The organism is Flavobacterium sp. LHD-85 (genome assembly GCF_030929595.1).
Taxonomy (GTDB): Bacteria; Bacteroidota; Bacteroidia; order Flavobacteriales; family Flavobacteriaceae; genus Flavobacterium.
This window is the reverse complement of sequence record NZ_JAVFVR010000006.1, coordinates 301,291-322,157: the sequence shown is the minus strand read 5'-3', so window position 1 is coordinate 322,157 and position 20,867 is coordinate 301,291. Positions and strand designations below refer to the sequence as shown.

General features: G+C 33.4%; 16 protein-coding genes. 10 read left to right on the top strand and 6 right to left on the bottom strand.

Features of this window, described 5'->3' with window-relative positions; all coding sequences use genetic code 11:
- The first annotated feature begins 73 nt into the window (after positions 1-73).
- Complete coding sequence (locus RB618_RS12980; RefSeq protein ID WP_308069113.1) at positions 74-490, top strand: lipocalin family protein; 417 nt, start codon at positions 74-76, stop codon at positions 488-490.
- A gap of 105 nt (positions 491-595) precedes the next feature.
- On the opposite strand, the gene RB618_RS12975 is transcribed toward RB618_RS12980, so the two are convergent.
- Entirely contained in the window at positions 596-4,615 is a 4,020-nt protein-coding gene (locus RB618_RS12975) for a PAS domain S-box protein (protein WP_308069112.1), read from the bottom strand.
- A 12-nt stretch (positions 4,616-4,627) separates the two neighbouring features.
- Complete coding sequence (locus tag RB618_RS12970) at positions 4,628-5,074, bottom strand: response regulator (RefSeq protein ID WP_308069111.1); 447 nt, start codon at positions 5,072-5,074, stop codon at positions 4,628-4,630.
- 525 nt (positions 5,075-5,599) lie between these two features.
- Between RB618_RS12970 and RB618_RS12965 the strand changes: the two genes are divergently transcribed.
- Entirely contained in the window at positions 5,600-7,045 is a 1,446-nt protein-coding gene (locus RB618_RS12965) for a glycosyltransferase (RefSeq protein ID WP_308069110.1), read from the top strand.
- A gap of 284 nt (positions 7,046-7,329) precedes the next feature.
- On the opposite strand, the gene RB618_RS12960 is transcribed toward RB618_RS12965, so the two are convergent.
- Together RB618_RS12960 and RB618_RS12955 are read right to left on the bottom strand one after the other, a co-directional pair.
- On the bottom strand, positions 7,330-8,043 hold the full coding sequence (locus RB618_RS12960; RefSeq protein WP_308069109.1) for an ATP-binding protein: 714 nt from the start codon (positions 8,041-8,043) through the stop codon (positions 7,330-7,332).
- A 29-nt stretch (positions 8,044-8,072) separates the two neighbouring features.
- Positions 8,073-8,804, bottom strand: a complete 732-nt coding sequence (locus RB618_RS12955; RefSeq protein WP_308069108.1) for a YggS family pyridoxal phosphate-dependent enzyme — start codon at positions 8,802-8,804, stop codon at positions 8,073-8,075.
- A 161-nt stretch (positions 8,805-8,965) separates the two neighbouring features.
- Here RB618_RS12955 and RB618_RS12950 point away from each other — a divergent pair, with 161 nt between their 5' ends.
- Entirely contained in the window at positions 8,966-9,229 is a 264-nt protein-coding gene (locus RB618_RS12950) for a DUF2024 family protein (RefSeq protein WP_308069107.1), read from the top strand.
- A 156-nt stretch (positions 9,230-9,385) separates the two neighbouring features.
- On the opposite strand, the gene RB618_RS12945 is transcribed toward RB618_RS12950, so the two are convergent.
- Complete coding sequence (locus tag RB618_RS12945; RefSeq protein WP_308069123.1) at positions 9,386-10,798, bottom strand: PLP-dependent aminotransferase family protein; 1,413 nt, start codon at positions 10,796-10,798, stop codon at positions 9,386-9,388.
- 202 nt (positions 10,799-11,000) lie between these two features.
- Here RB618_RS12945 and RB618_RS12940 point away from each other — a divergent pair, with 202 nt between their 5' ends.
- Positions 11,001-11,594: a murein L,D-transpeptidase catalytic domain-containing protein gene (locus RB618_RS12940; protein ID WP_308069106.1), complete on the top strand. Its 594-nt coding sequence runs from the start codon at positions 11,001-11,003 to the stop codon at positions 11,592-11,594.
- A gap of 72 nt (positions 11,595-11,666) precedes the next feature.
- Entirely contained in the window at positions 11,667-12,242 is a 576-nt protein-coding gene (locus RB618_RS12935) for a Crp/Fnr family transcriptional regulator (protein WP_308069105.1), read from the top strand.
- A 125-nt stretch (positions 12,243-12,367) separates the two neighbouring features.
- Here RB618_RS12935 and RB618_RS12930 read toward each other — a convergent pair whose 3' ends face one another.
- The gene (locus tag RB618_RS12930; protein ID WP_308069104.1) at positions 12,368-12,760 is read right to left on the bottom strand and encodes a DUF4345 domain-containing protein; all 393 of its coding nucleotides are present in this window, start codon (positions 12,758-12,760) and stop codon (positions 12,368-12,370) included.
- Between the two features lie 449 nt (positions 12,761-13,209).
- Here RB618_RS12930 and RB618_RS12925 point away from each other — a divergent pair, with 449 nt between their 5' ends.
- The 5 genes from RB618_RS12925 to RB618_RS12905 all read left to right on the top strand — a co-directional run bounded on the left by RB618_RS12925 (position 13,210) and on the right by RB618_RS12905 (position 20,857).
- On the top strand, positions 13,210-13,803 hold the full coding sequence (locus tag RB618_RS12925; protein WP_308069103.1) for an RNA polymerase sigma-70 factor: 594 nt from the start codon (positions 13,210-13,212) through the stop codon (positions 13,801-13,803).
- Positions 13,804-13,960: 157 nt separating this feature from the next.
- Positions 13,961-15,109, top strand: a complete 1,149-nt coding sequence (locus tag RB618_RS12920; RefSeq protein WP_308069102.1) for a FecR domain-containing protein — start codon at positions 13,961-13,963, stop codon at positions 15,107-15,109.
- 173 nt (positions 15,110-15,282) lie between these two features.
- Complete coding sequence (locus RB618_RS12915; RefSeq protein ID WP_308069101.1) at positions 15,283-18,603, top strand: SusC/RagA family TonB-linked outer membrane protein; 3,321 nt, start codon at positions 15,283-15,285, stop codon at positions 18,601-18,603.
- A gap of 10 nt (positions 18,604-18,613) precedes the next feature.
- Entirely contained in the window at positions 18,614-20,062 is a 1,449-nt protein-coding gene (locus tag RB618_RS12910) for a RagB/SusD family nutrient uptake outer membrane protein (protein WP_308069100.1), read from the top strand.
- A gap of 12 nt (positions 20,063-20,074) precedes the next feature.
- Positions 20,075-20,857 carry a DUF4843 domain-containing protein gene (locus RB618_RS12905; protein WP_308069098.1) on the top strand — a complete coding sequence of 261 codons (783 nt, stop codon included), beginning with the start codon at positions 20,075-20,077 and terminating at the stop codon, positions 20,855-20,857.
- Positions 20,858-20,867: the final 10 nt, after the last annotated feature.

Here is a 20,867-nt window from a genome sequence, read left to right as displayed (position 1 = left end):
TCATGAAATTTTTTGTAAGTATATACTTTTAATTTAGCATTATTGAATTAAATTATTAAAAAACAAAGAAATCATGAAAAATAGAAACTTTTTATTCGTATTAGCCTTAAGCGCGGGAATGTTCGTAACCTCTTGTAGTAACGACGATAATGAAGGAGAAACAATAGTTCCAATTCAAGGGAAGTATAATCTAAGCCAGACAGGAACAATTGTTAATGGACAAGAAGTATTAGTTGATGCGCCACAAAATGCGCCAGGATGTAATAGAGATTATTTAGATTTAAGATTAAGTAATGCCGCAGTTATTGGTGATTATGATGGAAGTAATTGTGCCTTAACAGAGACTACAGGTACTTATGTAAGATCTCATAACGATTTAACTCTTACTGTTGGAAACATAAGTTCGACTAGTGATATCATGAATCTTACTAACAAAGAACTAAAAATTAAGGATAAAACAACTGGTGTAATTACAGTTTATACTAGATAATATCAATTTCCTTTGAAAAGGAAAAACGGAAACCGCTTATTTGCAGTTTCCGTTTTTTTTATGAATTTGGAGTTTGAAATTTAGAAATTGGAATTTCCAAAAAACTTATTCTACAGGAATATATATATCAAAAGAAGCTCCTTGGTTCTGAATACCCGAAGCGGTGATAATTCCGTTGTGGTTTTCGATAATTTTTTTTACAATCGCCAGTCCGATTCCAGTTCCGTTGTAACGATCTCTGCCGTGAAGACGCTGGAAAACTTCGAATATTTTTTTGTTGTACTGTGCTTCAAAACCAATTCCGTTATCTGAAACTTCTATATGACAATATTTTTTAGCAGGAATCAGTTTTTCATTTTTTAAATCTTTTCCTAGCGCAATTTTACTTCTAATTTTAATTACAATTGGAATATCAGGATTTGAGAATTTTAACGAATTACTGATGAGATTATACAGTAATTGCTTGAATTGAAACGGAATAATATCAACTTCAACACTTTGTTCAATTTCAATTAGGGCACTTTTTTGATTTAGTTCTTCAGTTAAATATTCTTTTACTTCATTTATAATTTGGGCAAGATCTGTTTTTATGAAAATACGTTCCTGAACATTTGTTCTCGAATAAGCCAACAAATCATTGATTAAAGTTTGCATTCGCTGTGCGGCATTCTGCATTCTTTTGAATTTATCTTTTCCGTTTTCTGATAAATTTTCCGCTTCTTTCTCAATAATCTGAGAAGCAAAAGTTTGTATTTTTCTAAGCGGTTCCTGCAAATCATGACTTGAGATATAAGCAAATGACTGGAGTTCTTTGTTCATTTCTTCCAGCTCATTGTTTTTCTGTTCTAGCTCGAGTGCATTCATTTTCAATTTATCATCGGCTTTTTTCTTTTCGGTTAAGTCATGTGTAACTTTTGAAAAACCGATAATTTCACCTTTTTTATTATGTACGGCTGTAATAACCACACTTGCCCAGAATAAACTTCCGTCTTTACGCGCTCGCCAGCCTTCATGAATTACTTTTCCTTTTTCTCTTGCTAGTGTCAAAAGTTTTTCGGGCAATTTATTCTTCTGATCTTCATCGGTATAAAAAACAGCAAAATATTTTCCGATAATTTCTTCTGCTTTATAGCCTTTAATTTTTTCAGCTCCAACATTCCAGTTTTCTACAATGCCATTTGGATTTAGGTAGAGAATGGAATATTCTTGAACTTCTTCGACCATTAAATGATAACGTTCTTCACTTTTTCTGAGCGATTCGTTGATTTGGATTAATTCTCTAGTTCTAGCTGTAACCTGTTGTTCAAGTTCGTGTGTAAAGGCTTTTTCGGTATGGATATCGGTAAAGGCGCCAACCCATTTTACAATTTTATTGTCGAGTCCCAAAACAGGTTCGCCTATTACCGTATGCCATCTGTACGAGCCATCTTTTCTGCGCATTCTTACATCGCAACGATACATTTCTCCTGTTGCAAGCGCATGCTGCCAAATTTTTATATTTTCATCAAAATCGTCGGGGTGAATCATCTTTTGCCATGAACCTTCAACTCCTGGTTCGATTCCAGTATATTCAAGCCATCTTCCAGAAGTGAAAAGAGCATTTCCATCGGCATCAGTTTCCCATATCAATTGCGGAATACTTTCGGTAAGCAGTCGGAATCTTTTTTCGCTCTCTTCTATTTTTTTTCTAGCTTCAACTTTTTCTGTCACATCAATAAGTGTCATTCTAATTCCAGAAATCGAATTATCGCTTTCGCGGAGCGGTGCAAATTCAAAATCTACATAGAATTGATTGCCTGCTTTTTCATTGCCAATAAAAAGTAGAGATTCAGATTCAGCATGTACATTTCCAGATTCGTAAACTTTCTTTAGTAAACTAGAATATTTCTGTTTTTTAAGTTCCGGAAATATTTCTAATATTTTTTTTCCTTGGACTTCAGATTCTTCTTTCTTCCAGATATTATTCAAAAGCACAAAATTGGCCATTTCAATCACAAAATCATTTCCTCGTAAAATAGCTTTCGGAACGGGCGACTGCATAATAAGATTACGAAGTTTCTTTTCGCTTTCTTCAATTTTCTGCTGGTATTTTTTCTCTTCGGTAATATCTCGAATCGTTCCAATAAGTTTTTCAGGTTCATGGTTTTCATCATAAAAAACTTTTCCTTTTCCTTCAATCCAATGTATAGATTGATCTTTCCAGATTACGCGAACTTCGTAATTTAAAAAACCTGAATTTAAAGCTTCTTTAAAACCTTTATTTCTAATATATAAATCATCAGGATGAAGATGCGCTAATAGTTCTTCGTGAGTAAGCATTATATCATCGGTGTACCCGCCAATAATTTCAAGATATCTTTTAGAATAGGTCGGAATACGTGTTTTTACATTCAGTTCCCAAGTTCCCAATTCGCTGGCTTCAACAACAATTTTAAGTCGGTCTTCATTCAGTTCAATTTTCTTTCGAGCTTCAACTTTTTCGCTTACTTCGGTAACGGTTACTAAGATTCCAGAAATAGTTCCGTTTTCTTCTTTCAAAGGATGATACAGAAAATCAAAATAAGAAGTTTCTATTTTTCCATATCGATTTAAAGGGATGGGAACTTCAATTCCATGAAAAGGAATTCCTGTATTTAAAACGCCGTCTAGTAAAGCGCTAACACTTTCTTTTACTTCTGGCAATGAATCATATAAAGGCTTTCCAACAAAAGTGTCTTCTTCTCTAGCAACCAGTTTGAGATAAGCCTCGTTTGCCATTTCAACGACATATTCTGGTCCGCGAAGAATCGTAATTCCAACGGGAGCTTGTCTTACCGTATCACGAAATCGCTTGTCGCTTTCTTCGATTTTCTGTTTGGCCAAATATAAGTCTGTAATTTCTACAGCGGTATTCATTACGCCGTAAATTTTTCCATTCAGATCGTACAAAGGTGTAAAACTATAATTGAAATAAAACGATTGCAATATATTATCGATTACAATATCAATACGGGAATTTCGGGAGTGAAAGGATTGCCCTGTATTAAAAACCGATTCAACCTGTTCAAACACCGATTGATTTTGTAGCTCAGGGAGAATTTCTCTATAGGTTTTTCCAATTACATCTGGACCTTTTCCCCAGATTTTTATGATCGATTCATTAGCGAGTTCAATACGCATTTCTTTTCCCACGTAAACCGCAATTGGAAATGGGGCATTTTCAACCAGCTGTCTTATTTTTTGCTCGCTTTCTTCTACTTTTGTACGAGCCAAGACTTGTGCAGTAACTTCTGTGGCAATTGCGGCAACGCCAGAAATAGTGCCGTCTGTTTCTCTTAAAGCTTCGTAAACAAAATTAATATAAGTGTTTTCGGTTTGACCATTTCTATTTAAAGGAACAAAAAGTTCTTCTGTAACGACTTTTTTTCCAGAGATAAAAACGCTTTGCAGAATTTCGTCAAGTCCTTGTTTTTTTAATTTAGGAAGAACCTCAAAAATAGGTTTGTTAATTATGTTTTCTGCTTTTGCGTTCCAAAGTCGAAGCATTTGTTCGTTGGCAATTTCAACAACGTGATTTTCACCTCTAAAAATGCACATGGCAACAGGAGCTTGCATAATATTATTGATAAATCGTGCATTGCTTTCCTGTAAAGCATCTGCAACAATTTTCTTTTCGGTAGTTTCGATAACCGTAACCAAAATTCCGCCAATAGAACCGTCTTCTATTTTTATGGGGCTATAGGAAAAATCAAAAAAACAATCTTCTGTATAACCGTTTCGATGCAGCGGAACTTTAAAATCAGGAAAACTTACAGCATGTCCTTTCATAACATCGGCAAACATTGGTCCGATGGTATCCCAAATTTCAGCAAATGTATCTCTAGAACTTCCGCCTAAAGCTTCTGGATGTTTAGATGCGCCAAGAATAGGACGAAAAGCATCATTATAGAGTTGAGTATAATTTTTTCCCCACGCAATGTACATTCCAAACGGATTGCCGAGCATCATTGCGGTCATTGTTTTCAAACTTTGCGGCCATTTTTCGGGATTACCCAAAGAGGTTTTGCTCCAATCTGCAGAACGAATTAATTCTCCCATTTCTCCACCTTCGGAAAGAAAATAATGTTCCTTTTTTTTGCGGTTCATTTCCAAAGCAGATTAAGGTTGCAGTATGAAATTGGCTCTTTCGGGCTGTCTAAAGTTGTTTTCTGATGCAATTGTCAGTGCTTTTTCGATTACGTTTTTAAGCTTAGAAAAATCACCTGGTTTTCGAATATAATAAGAAGCGCCTTTTTGATAAAGTTTATTTACTATTTCACTATCGAGCGAAGTAGAGAAAATGATTATAGGCAGGTTTTTTAGTTTTTCGTTATCTTTTATTTCATCCAAACATTCTATGCCATTTTTGAGAGGCATATTTAAATCCAAAAAAAGAACTTCTGGAAGATCAGAAATATTACTTTGTAAATAATCCATTAATTGTACGCCATCATGAACCGTTAAAAGATCGGCGCTGACAGCTATTTCGTCGAGAGCTTCTTTAAAGAAAAGACAATCGTCTTCATCATCGTCAGCAAGTAAAAGATAGTAATGCTCTTTACTCATTTTTTTAATCTCCTTATTTTAAGTTTGCTTGGATAAATTTAACTTTTTTCGGTAAGATTTCTTGATTTTTTGTGAAGAATGTTTTTTAAAAGTCTAAAAAAAAGTGGTTTTGGATCTATTTGCTTTTTCTTGAGCAATTTTATTTTAATAATTACGTTTTATTTATTCTTACTTTTTTTCGTCAGAAAATTATTTTGAAACTTCGTTTCTTTTTCAAAAAAGGAAAAGTAAAAACGCTCTGAAGCCGTTTAAAATCTCGCTTTTTCAAATCCAATTTCTACAATTTTAGTGTATACCGTATCCAAAAAGTGTAAAATAATTACACACTATATTTTTATGCTTTTTTTCTAAAATGCTCTATACCAGTTTAAAATCGTGTTGGCACGCCGCTTGCAAAATGTGTTAATGTCAAAATCTTTGATGTGTTTGTTTTTTATTGTTTCTCTATTATGAGTCGCAAATAATTAGAAAAGAAAAGATTTTTACTAAAAGCCACATTAAGCAAATTAAAAAAGGAGTATAAGCATGGAAAGCGAAACAATTATCTCAGAACAATTTTACGCGAACAGCAGTTCAGCGATTAGCGAAAAAACAATAAACGGTTCTTTTTTTGGAACGAAACAAAAATCACAAAAAATACATGTAGAAAGACCAACAAGTCCGTTTGGATTAGCGGTTCTTATCGGAACTTTTTTATTACTACTTGCAGGCGTAGGAGTAGTATTTCTATTGCAAGATGATTTTGAAAAATTTCATTTTGAAAGAATTGCTTCGACTTGGGGGTTACCGTTCTTAATCATAACTACCATTTTATTCTTTTATCAGGCAGGTGTTTTCTTGTATAGTTCTTATCTGTATTTAAGATATAAAGCAGTGCCATCTGTTTCAGACGATTTATTGCCAACTTGTACGATTATCGTTCCAGCTTATAATGAAGGAAAATTAGTTTGGGACACTTTATTGAGTCTTGCAGACAGCGATTATCCAGCAGAAAAATTACAGCTTTTAGCAATTGACGATGGAAGTAAAGATGATACTTGGTACTGGATGCAGGAAGCAAAAGCAAAATTGGGAGATCGTGTTACGATTTTTCAGCAGCCAAAAAATCAGGGAAAACGCCAAGCATTATACAGAGGATTTAAATTAGGAACGGGAGAAATCTTTGTAACAGTAGACAGCGATTCTATTGTAAAAAAAGATACCTTAAGAAACTTAGTAAGTCCGTTTGTAGTAAACAAAAAATGTGGTGCTGTTGCAGGAAACGTTCAGGTTTTGAACAATAAAAAAGCAATTTTGCCAAAAATGCTGAACGTAAGTTTTGTAATGAGTTTCGAATTTCAGCGTTCTGTAGAAAGCGAGTTGGGTTCTGTATTATGTACGCCAGGCGCTTTGGCAGCTTACAAAAGAGATGCTGTATTTAACTGTCTTCCAGAGTGGATTAACCAGACTTTTATGGGCGAACCATCAGATATTGGAGAAGACCGAGCTTTGACTAATATGATCTTGAAACAAGGTTTTGAAGTTAAATTTCAAAGAAATGCTGTAGTATTGACAAACGTTCCTGAAGAATACAAAGGATTGTACAAAATGTTCATTAGATGGGCGAGAAGTAACGTTCGTGAGAATCTTATGATGGCGAAATATGTTTTTACAGATTTTAGAAAAGAATCAAAATTTGGAGCGAGAATGTTATTCTTAAACCAGTTCTTTAAAATTGCAATGACCTATCCGTTTATATTGTTTATGTTTTATTTTATTGCTGTTCATCCAGTATTGTTTTTAAGTTCAACATTAATGGCAATCTTAATTTTTTCAACTTTCTCAATGGCATTTTATGCAAAGAGATATACGCTTTCAGAATCTTTCTGGGCTTATTCTTACAGTGTTTTTTATACTTTCAGTTTATTCTGGATTGCGCCTTATGCTATTGCGACAGCCAACAAAAAAGGCTGGTTGACAAGAGGCTTATAAACAAGTACACTTTCACTCTATATATAAAACTCCACCCAAGAATTACCCGTTGCAAAATTTTGCAGCGGGTTTTTTAATTAAATGCCATTCATTCCGTAGGAATGTCTGGTAGGTAGTAGAATTAAAAATTATATTGCGATTATACGTTCCGTAGGAACGTTTCGTTGGTGAAAAAATAAAATCAAACGTTCCTACGGAACGTAAAACAATGGTGTCGATCTAAATTTCTACCAATGAAATGTTCCTATAGAACAAATAAATGAAACGCGAAATTGCGTAGAATTTTATACATTTTTATTTAAATCCAAAGCAGCAATAATTTGCTTTTTCATGGTCGTATTGATGTAATCTAAAGCTTCAGCATAAGAAATGGCATAACGTCTTTCTATATTTTGAAAATGCTCTGGAAAATTGCTTAAAATTTTATCATAGTAAATATTCAACTGTTTTTCTGAAGGCATTTCATATTTCAAACGAAGCTGAAATCTTCTCAATAAAGCACTATCAATTATTTCGTAATGATTGGTGGCACAAATCAATAAACTGTCAGAAGGGAAATAATCAAAGAGCTGAATAATGGTGTTTACCAAACGTCTCATTTCGCCTACATCTTTATCGTCGCTGTCTCGGCTTTTTCCAATCTGGTCAAATTCATCCAAAAATAAAACCGCCCTTTCTCTGATTGCTTTATCAAAAATTGCTTTTAAATTCTTAGAAGTTTCACCAATTCTAGAATCGATAACTGTACTAAGGTTTACAATGATAATTTTTTTATCTAAAGTATTAGCAATCGCTTTTGCCGTTGTCGTTTTACCGCAGCCAGAACTTCCATGCAGTAAAATCTTATTGTCAACTTTAAGATTGTATTTTTTTAATTCCTCGATATATTGATGTTCTTTGATAATCTGAAGCAAAGCAGCTTTATTTTCATCACTAAAAAACAAATCGTCTAAAGCAATTTTTTCAGTATCAATTACGGTAAGATCATTCAGGTTCATTCGCTCATTATTTACTGCAAAATTAAGTTTTATTCTGCAATGTTTTCGTTCCAGATTTCTTTTCCTAAAAAGCGATTTCCAAATATCGAAGTGCCAACTCGTACCATATTCGAACCTTCGGCAATGGCAAGTTCCAAATCCTGAGACATTCCCATAGAAAGTTTTAAATCTTGTAAACCTTCAATTCCTTCTGAATAAATTTCATCGCGAATCGTTCTTAAAAGCCGGAGAGACGGAATCATTTTTTCTTTTTCCACATCCAATAAACCAATAGTCATTAAACCCTTAATATTCAAGGTGTCATAAGTTTTTATTTTTTTAATGAAAGATAAAACGTCTTCTGGTGGTAACCCAAATTTGCTTTCTTCGTAAGAAGTATTGACTTGCACAAAAACATCCAATTTTCTGTTTTGATTTTGAAGCTGTTTATGCAATTCGTCAGCAAGATTTATTCGGTCCAACGATTGAATACAAGTCACATATTTCAAGACATCTTTTACTTTATTGGTTTGAAGATGTCCAATAAAATGGCGTTCAATTGGAAGATTTTTCAAAACATCATTTTTATCCCGTAATTCCTGCATTTTGTTTTCTCCCATTAAAGTTTCGCCACCTTCAATTGCGATTCGAATTTTTTCTGCCGACACCGTTTTGGTCGCCAATAAAAGCTGAACTTCATCAGAATTTCTTCCAGCAATTTTACAGGCATTTTCAATACGCTGACGCACTTTAATTAAATTAAAAATTATATCGTTTTCCATATTGCAAAGCTATACATAAACGGCAAAATTCTGCTGGACCAGTATATTTCAAAAAATGAAAAAACTGGATGATTTCTAACTTTTAAATCCAATGTAAATTTGCATCATAAAACTTAGTCCCTTAGCGGCTTAGTAGCTTATAACCTTAAAAAAATAAAGAAATGAAAATAGCAGTTTGGGATACTTATGTAACCCGCAAAGACGGAAAAATTATGCACTTTGATATTTTGGTGGATGAAAATGTTAATGATGCAGAACAAGTATATGAATACGGTAAAAAATACCTGAAAAGTGTAGCGCAAGAAGGGCAGGCTTTGTCTTCTAAAGAATGTCGTTTTTGCCATATTGATAAAGCGCCGATTGAGGTTGAAAATCAGATTCGGGCAAATGGGTTTTCTATTATTGAAATGGAAAACTGTAATTAGATTAATTTAAACACATAGAAACATAGATTAATATATTTGTTTGAAAAAGATTTAAAAAAAATGACTCATCATTTAACACATAGACTATGTGTTTTAATATAAGTGAAACGCCTTTCAACAGTAACAAAACTATGTTTCTATGTGTTTAAAAAAAAATTATAAAAGTTTAGCAAGCACTCTAATTCCTTCTTCCATTTGTTTTTCTGAAAGAGAAGCATAACCCAGACGAAAACCTTTAATGGTTTCATCAAAACTAAATCGGCTTGGACTCATGATCTGAATTCCTTGCAATTTTAGTTTTTCGAAAATCTCAAGAACATCAATTTCTTTTTTTGGAACAATCCAAAAAGCAAGTCCGCCTTCAGGTTTTGTAAAAGTGATTTTATCTTGAAGATATTGATTTAGCAAGCTTTCAAAATAATCCCTTTTACTTTTGTAAATCAAATTAGCTTTTTTAAGATGGCGTTTTATTTTGCCTTCGTTGATGAGGTTCAAAATCGCTTCTTCCATAATATTATCGCCCTGAACATCGATTATCTTTCTATGATTTCCAATCTTCTGAATATTTTCATAAGAACTGGCGAGATATCCAATACGCAGAGCAGGCGCAACAATTTTGCTGAAGGTGCCAATATAAATATAGTTTTTTAAAGTCGAGTAACTAGAAATCGGAAGTATTGGGCGCTGTCCAAAATGAAACTCATTATCGTAATCGTCTTCAATAATGGTAAAATTATATTGATTAGAAAGTTCAATCAGTTTTAATCTCTTTTTTAGAGAAAGCGTTACTGTGGTTGGAAACTGGTGATGAGGCGTAACATAAATCGCTTTTATATTTGAATATTTCTGAAGATATTTCTCGACTTGATCGATATCCAATCCGTCCGAATTAACATTTACAGGAAGTAACGTTGCACCCGCATTTTCAAAAGTTTCCCAAGCAGGTTTGTAACCCGGATTTTCGACCAAAACAAAATTTCCCGATTTTAAAATACAGTGCGAAGCAAGATACATAGCCATTTGGCTTCCGCGGGTAATACAGATTTGATCGTGAGAAATACTCATGCCTCGTTTGAAATTCAGCATTTGAGCAATTGATTTTCTAAACTCCAGATTTCCCAATTCACTGCTATAACCCATAATCTGCCAGCGCGATTTTCGGCTGAACAATTCGCGATACGCTCTTGCCAAATCATTCATTGGCGCCAGCCGGCTATCGGGAAGTCCATCATCAAAAACTAAAAAGCTTTTAGATTCTTCAATAACAATTTTCGGATCTATTTTATTTTCTGATGAATGATTGATGGTTGGTAGTAAATCTGCTATAAACGTCCCTTTTCGATCAATCGTTATGAGCCAGCCTTCGGCAGTTAAAACGTCCAAAGCTTCAACAACTGTATTTCGATTTACTTTCAACAATTCGGCAAGCTGTCTGCTTCCAGGAAGCGCATTTCCGCTAACAAGTTTTCCAGTCTTTATAGCATCAATTACAGCATCGGCAATTTGCAGGTAAATGGTTTTATCTGATTTTTTATCAAGTTGAATTTCTAATGGCCATGGTCGAAGCATCTGGACTGTTTGTTGCGGATAAATTGAGTTTATTGAATAGTCCAAAATTAATTTTTTTTAACGAAAAAACGATAGTATTTGTACTGAAAAAAAAATCTTATTTTGTTGTTTTTTAGGCTTTTACGAAACATTTTTTCTGAACACTCATTTTAATTTTGCATTGTCAAATAATTGATTTTTAATGTTTTAAAATGAAGGCTTTATGAAAATAGTAAATATAATATTCCTAATAACCACATTTGTTTTTGGAAACCCAAAACCAAAAGAAGAAAATACGATAAACGATTCAGATGCAGAACGTTTTAATCAACAAATTGAAAATGTAAAAAAAATGAGCGCTTTAGGCGTTTATAATTCTAAAATCGCATTTTTTATCGATATGAAAATTAAATCGGGTAAAAACAGATTCTTTGTTTATGATTTAGAAAGCAATACAGTAATTGATGAAGGTTTAGTCGCGAATGGAGCAGGTTCTGAAACAGGCATAAAAGGAGAGTTGAAATTTAGCAATGAACCCAATTCGAAGTGTACATCTCTAGGACGTTATTCTATTGGAAAATCATATAAAGGAATGTTTGGAAAAGCATATGTTTTAAAAGGATTGGATCAAACCAATAATAATGCGATTAAAAGAATGATTGTGCTGCATTCTTATTCTGCAGTCCCAGAAGATGAACAGGATCATTATATTTCTCTTAGCCAAGGTTGTCCTATGGTAAGCGAAGTGTTTTTTAAAAGACTTGAAAAAATAATTGACAGTTCAAAGCAGAATATTATCCTGAACATTTATTATTAATCAGAAAGAATGTTTTTCTATTTTTATATAAAAGAAAAGATGTAAAACACATCTATTATAAAGAGAGAAATCATGAACGATCTGCTTCGAAAATTTTTAGAACAATTCAACAGGTTTAAGCCGTCAGATATTGATCTAATTATAGAAAATACAACAATCGAATTCTTTAAAAAAGGCGATTTTGTAGTTACAGAAGGGCAGGTGAGTGATAAATGTTATTTGGTATTAAAAGGCTGTTTGAGGCAATTCAGCATGATTGATGATGCCGAAAAAACTTCTGGCTTTTTTATCGAAGAAATGCCAATGGTAATTTATTCGAGTTACTTAGATGGAAAGCCATCTGAATTTAATATTCAATGTTTAGAAGATACCATTTTAGTAAGCGGTACTCGGGAGAAAGAATTGGAAATGCAGTTAAAAAGTCCAATTTTAGAGCATATAACTTCACTAATCATGGTTTCAGATTATCGAAAAGCAGAACGGTATATTGCTTTGCTAAATAATTACAATCCCGAAGAACGTTATCTGAAATTTATGAAATCAAATCCTAATTTTTTAAACCGAATACCGCTGGTTCATATTGCTAGTTATTTGAGCATTACGCCCGAATCATTGAGCAGGATTAGGAAAAGAGTAGTACAGAGATAAGTTTTTTTTAAAATGGATGTTGCAATTGAACGCTGATAAAACGGATTCGCTATTGCGAAAACGCAGATTTTAAAAATAAGTTTTTTATCCGTGTCTTCGCAATAGCGAATCCGTTTTATCCGTTTCTAAATTTTATACTTAAAATAAAATCCAGTACAAATAATTCCGATTGTAATTTCGGAAATCGCCGCATTTAAAATTGTGGGACTCGGAATTCCGTCTATAACTATGGCATACAATCTTGAAAATCCGTAAGCGAAATACAGTAAAATTGCCGTTTGCAGAGAAATTTTTGTAGACGAAGGCTTGAACGCTCCCCAGACAATTACAGTTCCAAAAGCAATTAGCGTTCCGCCCGAAGAACGGATTTCGCTTAATAAACTAAAATCATTTCTATTAAGATAAATGCCAGCGGAAGCTTCAAAAGTTATTGGAAAAAATAGTAACGCAATACCAATTGAAAAACCAATAAGTCCGACAATAAAAAGTAATACTTTGAGATAGATTGATGATTTCATAAATTCAATTAGAGTTTTAGGTTAATAATTCTCAAATGTAATGGCTATGAAAAAGTTATGACCTTGACTTAAGATAAGAAATCAGAAACAGCATTTTTTTTAATTAAGAAATTTTGAGTTAAAAAATAAAGCTTGAAAAAAACTCAATTTTAGATTTAAGGAAATTGGCTACGTCATTTTTTTGAAATTTAATAAAAATACAATTTTAACGCAACAGTGATTTAAATCTAATATTTTAAAAAATTCATTTTATTTTAATCACGAATCTCGCTTAAGCTTAAAAAATAAAGTAGTTTGATAGTTAGAATTGAAAAATACACAAAGTTATGCCATTTGTAGAATTAAGGTTTATTGCAAAGATAAAAGGGTGTTGTTGAGAACAAATTAGGATTATTGACGGAATTTATTAAGTTTGTTGCGAATTATTCAATCTCCATAAACTGCCATCATTGCCAAATTCCATCTTAAATCAGGATCAGATTTTAATCGATCGTCTTCGCGACGGCGATGAATTGGCATTGACAGAATTGTATAATAAATTTTGGCAGGCTCTTTTTATGTCTGCTTACAATGTCATTAAAGACAAAGAATTGTGCGAAGATATCATTCAGGATATTTTTATGAACATTTGGCATAACCGCGAAAAAATCGAAATTCATATTTCGTTAAAAGGGTATATGTATGCCTGTGCGAGATATCAGGTTTTTAATCATTTGAGAAAAAATAAAGACAAAGTTCACGTTGAACTTTTTGATGATTTAGAAAAACGTTTCTTGTCTACAACTCCAGAGACGCAGTTAATGCACGACGAATTGATGCAACAGCTGAATTTAATAATTGAATCGCTTCCGGAAAAATGTCAAGCTGTTTATAAACTGAGTCGCGAGGAACAATTGAGCCATAAAGAAATTGCCGAACGACTTAATATTTCTACAAAAACAGTCGAAAACCATATTACAAAAGCATTGCATACGATTCGTTCTTCTATGGGCGAAAGCATGAGCATGGCAATGATTTTATGGCTTTCAAAAAATATCTTTTAGCGAAATTAAAAATGCAGTGGTTGGGTTGATGATGTGTGGTTTTTCTTCTTTTTTAATTCTTTTTCAAAAAAAAACAAAAAAAAATACCATTTGGACTAGGGGGTATATTCCTTTTTGGTTACTTATCTCATATACTCCCGAAATAATACAATAAAAAATGAAAAAAGAGGATTTCTTACTGTTACTAAATAGATATCTTTCCGGTGATACCAATCTCGAGGAGAATAATAAATTATTGAATTATTACGAAAGTTTCCAAACCGATAAGGATTGGGACGAAACTTTGGGATCTAAAGATGAACTTGAACTCAAAATGAGAACCCGTCTTCAAAACGCCATTCAATCTGAAGAAACTCCAATAATATCAATTCAGCCATTCTATACCAAAACAGCTTTTAAACTTACTGCTATGGCGGCGTCGTTATTATTACTGATTTCTATTTCATTAATAATAAGCAAAACAAATCCGCTTAAAATTGAAACTCCGCAAGTCGCGCATAAAGAAATCTTAATCGGAAGTGATAAAGCGACTCTGACTCTAGAAGACGGTTCTGTAATTGCATTAGAAAAAGGAAAATCATATACAAAAGGAAATGCTTCGAGTAACGGAGAAAAATTGGTTTACAATTCGAATGGAAAATCTGCGGCAATCGCCAACAACCTTTTAACGATTCCGAGAGGCGGACAGTTTTTTGTACAGCTGGCGGACAGCACCAAAGTCTGGCTGAATTCTGAATCGCAATTAAAATATCCGGTTGCTTTTGTTGACGGTCAAACCAGACAAGTGGAATTGGTTTATGGAGAAGCTTATTTTGAAGTATCGCCAAGCACCAAACATAAAGGTTCAAGATTTAAAGTGAAAACCCAAGAGCAGAATGTTGAGGTTATAGGAACCGAATTTAATATTAAGGCTTACAGAGACGAACCTGCAATTTATACCACTTTGGTAGAAGGAGTTGTTGCTGTGAGCAATGCCGCTAAAAAGCAAATTCTGACTCCGAGCCAACAGTCTAAAATAACAGAATATAACGGAAATATTAGTGTTTCTGAAGTAGACGTTTACAATGAAATTTCTTGGAGAAAAGGATTATTTGTGTTTAAAGGAATGCCTTTAAAAGATATTGCGAGAGTATTATCAAGATGGTACGATGTTGATATTGTATTTGCAGATCCAGCGCTTGGCAATGTTAAGTTTAATGGGGTTTTAAATAAGAATCAGAAATTAGAAGACATATTAACCACGATCAAGAATATTAATTTTATTAATGCCTATGAGAAAAAAGACAATAAGATTATAATCAAATAAAAAAGAAAAGGGATTAAAGTTTAGACCTCTCACCGTACTGCGCTTTATCCCTTTCTGTGTATCAACCAGTAAGTCAGTTTTATTAACCAACCAACCAATTAACATGTAAATTTATGAAATTTAAATTAACCAGTGCCTATTTCTATTTTAGAAAGCGGCTAATTATTAACATTATGAGAACTTTTATCTTCTTGTTTTGTACTACAATTTTTGGTTTTTCTCCCGTAAATCTATTTTCACAAAACACGAAAGTTGTAATTACAGCTGATAAAACAGTATCTGTTGACGAAGTTTTTGACATTATTAAAAAACAGACCAACTATACTTTTATTTATCAGGAAGATTTATTTAAAAAATTACCTAAAGTACATTTAAAAAAGGGAAAAATTAAAGTGAATGATTTATTGGAAGCCAGTTTTTCTGATAAAGATTTTGATTTTAGCTTTTCTGCTGGAAATACGATTATTGTAAAAGAACGAAAAGCTGAGAAAGTTGTCGTTCAGTCTAAAATAATCGAAATTAAAGGAACGGTTACCAATGATAAGGGAGAGCCTATTCCAGGTGTAAACATCAAAGTAAAAGGCACAGGTTCTGCCACTCAAACTGATTTTGATGGTAAATATACCATTACAGCTCCAGATGATGGACAAATTCTCTTTACTTATATCGGACATCGTGCACAAATTATTGAGGTTAATAATAGAAAAATAATCAATATAAAACTTCAGGAAGAACGAAAAGAGCTTGAAGGAGTTGTTGTAAATACAGGGGTTACAGTTCGTAAAAAAGAATTGATAACTGGTGCTGTAACTATTTTTAAGGGAGAAGAATTAAGACAGATTTCTACGCAAAATGCAGTTCAGGCTTTAAAATCATTAGATCCGTCTTTCATTGTTGTTAATAATAATATAGCAGGTTCAAACCCAAATATTCTGCCAACAATCGAGGTGAGAGGACAGACGAGTTTAACAGCCAATCAGGTTGACAGTCAGTTTAGAGATGATCCAAATCAGCCTTTGTTTATTTTGGACGGATTTCCAACTACTTTACAGCAGGTTGTCGATTTAGATATTAATAGAATTGCCAGTATCACTTTATTAAAAGATGCTGCCTCGACTGCATTGTACGGTTCTCGTTCTGCAAATGGTGTGGTAGTTATCGAAACCAACAAACCTATTCCAGGAAAATTGCAGTTTAATTATGTGTACAATTCATCGTATGAATTGGCTGATTTGAGCGTGTACAACTTAATGAATGCAGAGCAAAAATTAGAATTTGAAAGATTATCCAATGCTTATTATGCAGGCGATGGTGCTTCGGCAGCAACACAATACAAATGGGATCAAGAATACAACAGACGTTTGGCCGCAGTAAGACGTGGGGTAAATACGTATTGGCTGAATGAACCAATTCAGATGGGAATTACTTCTGGGCATAGTTTGAATTTTGGAGGAGGTTCTGATGAATTTAGATTCAATATTGCCGGAAACTACAAAACGTTGACGGGAACAATGAAAGGTTCTGAGCATGATACTTGGGGATATAATACCACTTTGACTTATAGAAAAAGTAAATTTAGCCTTAACAATCAATTTTTTATTTCGGGAGGAACAAATCAGGAATCTCCATACGGAACATTTGATATTTGGGCAAAAGCAAGTCCATATTATCCAAAATATAATGAGAATGGAGTAATAACCCGTTATCTAGACGGAACTTCACTGCCAATTCCAGCAAACCAGTCTGTTGTTGTAAATCACGCTCCAAATCCGCTTTACAATGTCTTTTTGCCAAGTTATGATAAGGGAAGCGATTTTAATTTTACAAATAATTTTGCTATTAATTATGACGTCAGTTCGCATATTAAGGCAACAGGAGCTTTATCGGTTTCAAGATTGAATAATTACAATACCGTTTTTGTTTCTCCAGATGACACTCGTTTTGTCAATAATATTGCAACAGAAAAAGGAACTTATAGCCGATATGAAGCCATTACAGATAAATGGAACGCTAATCTTGGGGCTACTTATTCGAATGTTTTTAAAAGTGTTCATTCTTTCAATTACACCATTAGAGCGTCGGCTTCAGAGACAAAAAACAATTCTTATGAATCATTTTTAAGAGGTTTCCCTCTTGGTGTTCCTGGAAATCCTTCATTTGCTTTTGGGTATGAACCAAATGGTAAACCAGAAATTTTTACTGAATTAATTCGAAATGTCGACTTGACAAACCAAATTAATTACGCTTACGACCGCCGATTTTTATTCGATTTTACGCAGACAATTTCGGGAGCAACCAACTTTGGAACTAACAAAAAATATTCACCTTATTGGGGAGTTGGTTTTGGATGGAATTTGAATAATGAGTTTAAAATGAATGAAAATATTGTCAATATTTTTAAAATACGTGCCAATATCGGACAAACTGGAAACCAGAATTTGGTAGGTTTTGCTTCTTATGATGTATACGCTTATAACCCAAATACTAATGTTTTTGGACCAGGATTATCCATTTCTCAAATTTCAAATCCAGATTTAGAAGCGCAAAGAACCAAAGATTTGTCTTTAGGACTAGATCTGGCAATGTTTAGAAATAGATTTACAATGACTTTGGGAGCTTACAAACGTAAAACTTCTCCACAGATTGTAGCCATTAATCTTGCAGCTTCTTCAGGAGTTAATAATTATCCTTTGAATGTTGGTTATTTGACAACACAAGGATTAGAATTAAAAATGAACTACAATTTCATCTATGATTTGAACAGAAATTTTATCTGGGGAATTGGCTTAATGGGAACTACAGGAGATAATGAACTAGGTGGTTTTGGTAACGCATTATCTTCTTTAAATGATGCTGCTCAGAAAACAACCAGCTTGACAAGATATTATGATGGCGCCAGTAGTAATGATCTTTGGGCCGTGCCTTCATTAGGAATTGACCCAGCAACAGGAAAGGAAGTTTTCTTAAAGAAAAATGGTCAGACTACTTTTATTCTTGACAAAAAAGACGAGGTAGTAATGGGAAATTCTAGAGAAACGGCAACAGGAGTTGTTTCAACAAATTTAAGTTACAAAGGTTTTAGTTTTGGACTATTTGTACGATACAGTTTTGGCGCTGAACGATTTAATAGTGCATTGTATGACAAAGTTGAAAACATTTCGAAAGAGAATATTTTTGATAACCAAGACGCTAGAGCTTTTACAGATCGCTGGACTACACCAGGACAGATTGCACAGTTTAAGGCAATTAGTATGACAAATTCGACACCTATTTCTTCAAGATTCATTCAGAAAGATGATTATATCTCTGGAGAATCTATTCGATTAGGATATCGTGTAACGGATAAAGTTTGGTTAAAAAGAGCTGGACTTACAGCTTTAGGTTTTAATGCTTTAGCAAACGAATTCTTCCGTGTTTCAACCATTAAAGCAGAACGAGGTATAGATTATCCTTTTTCAAGAATATATTCTTTGAGTCTTAATTTATCATTTTAATAAAGAAATTATGAATAAGTATTTATATAAAATTACATTCCTTTTGTTTGCATCGCTAACCATAGCAAGCTGCAGTGACTTTTTGGATGTAGTGCCACAAGACAAAATTTTAGAAGATCAAACGTATAGTTCCGAAGCTGGAATTCTAAATGCACATAATGGAATCTATCTTCAGTTGGCTGGAAGTAATTTATATGGGAGACAGCTTACTATGGATGCTGTAGAGATTTTAGGACAGCAGTATAATATGTCAGGATCTCATATTAAAAATAAAATGTCAATTTATGCTTACGCTGAAAATTCTCCCAAAGCAACATTCAGTGCTATTTGGCAAAGTGCTTTTACGACGATTTTAACTGTCAATAAATTTATGGAAAGCATTACTGAGCATTCAGAAGTTATCTCTATTGAAAAAGCTGATTTGTTAAAAGGAGAGGCAACTGCAATTCGTGCGATGATTCATTTTGATATGCTTCGATTGTATGGACCAATTTATAAAGTTGCTCCTGCAGATCCATCAATTCCGTATTACGATTCATTTGTAACAAGCACCAATCCGCTTTTGCCTGCTAAAGACGTAATCGCTAAAATAATTGCAGATCTTGATGCAGCCCTGACTTTATTAGCAAATGATCCAATACTTACGAATGGAAAATATAATGCTTCGACGGCATTTGATGCTAATCCATATTATTCTCAAAATCGCGGACAACGAATGAATTATTTGGCTGTAAAATGTTTAAAAGCGCGCGTTCTTTTATATTCGGGTGATAAAGCTGGTGCTTCTGCGGTTGCAAATGAAGTAATCACCTTTACCAAAAACACAACCTTTTTTCCATGGACTACTTTTTTAGACGCAACAAATGCATCTAATCCTGATCGTACTTTTTCGTCAGAAAACTTTTTTTCAGTAAGCGATTATACTTTATATAACAAACAACGAGATTTATACGATTCAAATTTAGAAGATACCAAAATCTATGCTCCTTTATTAAATAGAATAAATGCAGTTTTTGAATCTAATGATAATGATTACAGAAGCCTGCCAAGTTGGAAAATTCCAATTGTTGGAGGAAAAACTCAGAAAACATTTTTCAAGTATGAAGATGTATCAGATAAAACGAGGGCATTTCGTTTACAGATTCCGATGTTTAAGCTTTCAGAAATGTATCTGATCGCTGCAGAAACGGCTGCAGTTCCTGCCGACGGAGTAGCTTACTTAAATACTCTTCGATTCAATCGAGGCTTAACCAATCTGGCTGCAAATGCTGTATTGGCGACAGAAATTACCAAAGAATACCGAAAAGAATTTATCGGTGAAGGGCAACTTTTTTTCTATTACAAAAGAAACAATACTACAGCAATTCCGAATGGTTCGGCGGCATCAGGAAATGTTTCTATGGGGGCTTTGCAATACATTGTGCCATTGCCAGAATCTGAAACTAATTTTCAAAACTAAAAAAGGTATAGCATGAAAAAAATATTGATTTTAAGTATTACGCTTCTTATTATTACAGGATTTTCATCTTGCACTAAAGAAGAAATAGAAACCTACAGCGGCAAAGATAATATCTATTTTTCTCCAGCAGTGGTTTCTTATGTTTCCCTAAATGGAGCAAAAGTATTAACAGATAGTATTGGTCTAAGTTTTAGTTTAGACAATCCTGTTATTACTGAACGTTTGTTTAAAATTCCTATTGCAGTTCAAGGAAAAGCGAGTAATGTTGACCGAGAAGTAAAAATTGCAATAGATCCATCAAGTACAGCAATAAAGGATACCCATTTTACAATACCAGATAAAATAATTATTCCGGCGGGAAAAGTAGTTGATACCATTAGAGTGTTAGTTAAGAGAACTCCCGATATGAAAAAAAATGCATTTTCTCTAGTTTTTAACTTAGAAGGAAATGAATTTTTTAAAACCGAAATGCAAACTAAAGTTATCAACGTTTTGACAAAGAAAACAATGAGCTTTATTCAATTTGAATTAACGTTTGATGATTTATTATCACAGCCAAAGGGTTGGGTGGTAAGTTTTTTAGGGACATTTTCAGCAAAGAAATTTTTCTTGATGTGTGATCTGATGAATTTAGATCCGATAATTTTTAACCAGGCACCATCATCATCAGCTGTAGGTTTATCAATTCCAGAGATGCAGTACTATCAAAATTTCATGAAACGTTATTTGGCAGAACAAAAAGCATCTGGAAATACAGTTTATGAAGAAAATGGCACCGAAATGCTTTTTCCTTAATTAAATCAAT